The 1529-nt window shown below is 55.8% G+C and carries 2 protein-coding genes; both read right to left on the bottom strand.

Annotated features, from left to right (window positions below; all coding sequences use genetic code 11):
* Positions 1-698, bottom strand: a 698-nt coding sequence (locus tag HWQ67_RS18240; RefSeq protein WP_218254120.1) for a hypothetical protein, incomplete at its 3' end; no start/stop codon positions are given.
* Between the two features lie 147 nt (positions 699-845).
* Complete coding sequence (locus HWQ67_RS18245; protein WP_218254121.1) at positions 846-1346, bottom strand: hypothetical protein; 501 nt, start codon at positions 1344-1346, stop codon at positions 846-848.
* Positions 1347-1529: the final 183 nt, after the last annotated feature.

A 1529-nucleotide genomic window follows, 5' to 3' on the forward strand; every position in this document is an offset into this window, starting at 1 on the left:
CCATACTCCAGCATTGTATTCCTGAGCGCGGTTGCCATCTTGGGACCGATGCCCGGTAGAGCGGCTAACTGCGGTCTCCAGTCCGTCACCTTGGCCGGTGCATCGAGTACGTCATCACCAGCAAACTCCTCAGCGGCGGCAACATCGGGAAAGAACTCGCTCTCTCTCGGTGCCAGAATGTCCTCTTCTAGCCTCTTCAGCGCAGTCACCAGACACGCATCCCGGCTGATGTTCAGGCTGACACCCGCTCGATTCCAGTGATGCAGTGCGGCGATGACCGCCTTGTACTCTCGCCTCGGTCGCTCGTCCTGCCCGTCAACGACGACAAGCCCCTCGTGGTTGCAGCCGAACTGCCCGATGGTGATGAGATAGCACTGGTGTTGTTTTGCACCCGTGCCTCTCATCCGCCAGAGGCTTTCTTTCAGTCTCGTGCCTAGGCTCGACGGCAGGTCACGTCCGAACTTCAACTGGGCGAGTATCGCACCCTTGTTGATATGCACCTTCAGCAGACTCTCGTTCACTGGCGCTTTCATCGGCGAGAGCATGATGTCGGCTCCAGTCCATTCCTCTAAGTTGCCAACTTGGGCAAGTTCTGCGAATGCGTTTACGTTCGCATACCCCCAAGCCGTACTCAACTCAGGTAGCAACTTGCTCAAGCGCGAACTCTTGCTCAGTTCTGACCCGTCGATGTAGATCATACCCATCCTAGAAAGAAGGGCTGGAGTGAAGTGCCTTTTGCCCGTCAACCAAGCCTAGTTGCTCGACCAAAGCCTAGCCTGGTTTTCTACCGCACTCCAGCCCTGAGCCAACACTTCAACGGTCAGTCGCCTTATAGGTCACTTGCCCTAGAGTGGGCTGTTGACCACGAACTCAATGTGCTTGGGTTCACAGTCGTACAGTTTGGCGAGATGTTCGAGCCGGGCCGCAATCGGCAACTTGCTCTTCTGGTAGTCACCGGCAATCTCACCCTTCATCATTTTCCAGTCAGCATACGACCACTTGCCACCTGGGTACGATGGGTCATTAACGGCATCCGGGTTGCCGCCTGCACCTTGAGCCTTGGCCGCGAGTTCGGCGGCTTCCTTGTTGGGATAGACCTCTACGATAATCATCATCCGCTTGAGTCGCTTTTCACCGTTTCGGTCGGTGTCATACGACGACTTCTCGTTGGGGCGACTCTCGGCGTTTGGGCTGGGCATAGACCCCATACGACCCCAGAACGGTCTGCCAACCCGGAGACCAAGTTCTTTGCGCAGTTCGTCGAACTTGAGGTAGTCCGCTCCCCATCGCGGTCCGTAGGTGTGAAACTGATCGTCCTGCCAGCCTGAGACATCGCGTCCCAGCACTTTATCTTTGTACTGAACAAGGCAGGCGGTGTAGTCTCCCTCTTTTGGAACCTTGGACCCGACTTGGTTGGCAAGTTCTACCGCCTTAGCATATGCATCTGGCTGCTCTTTCGCGGTCTCAAAGAGAAAGATGCTGTTCCGGGGTTGGGTTTTCTCCGCATACACTTTGTATGCTAGATACAA

Origin of the sequence: Candidatus Magnetobacterium casense, from assembly GCF_019173545.1 — a bacterium.
In the GTDB taxonomy this organism is placed as follows: Bacteria; Nitrospirota; Thermodesulfovibrionia; order Thermodesulfovibrionales; family Magnetobacteriaceae; genus Magnetobacterium; species Magnetobacterium cryptolimnobacter.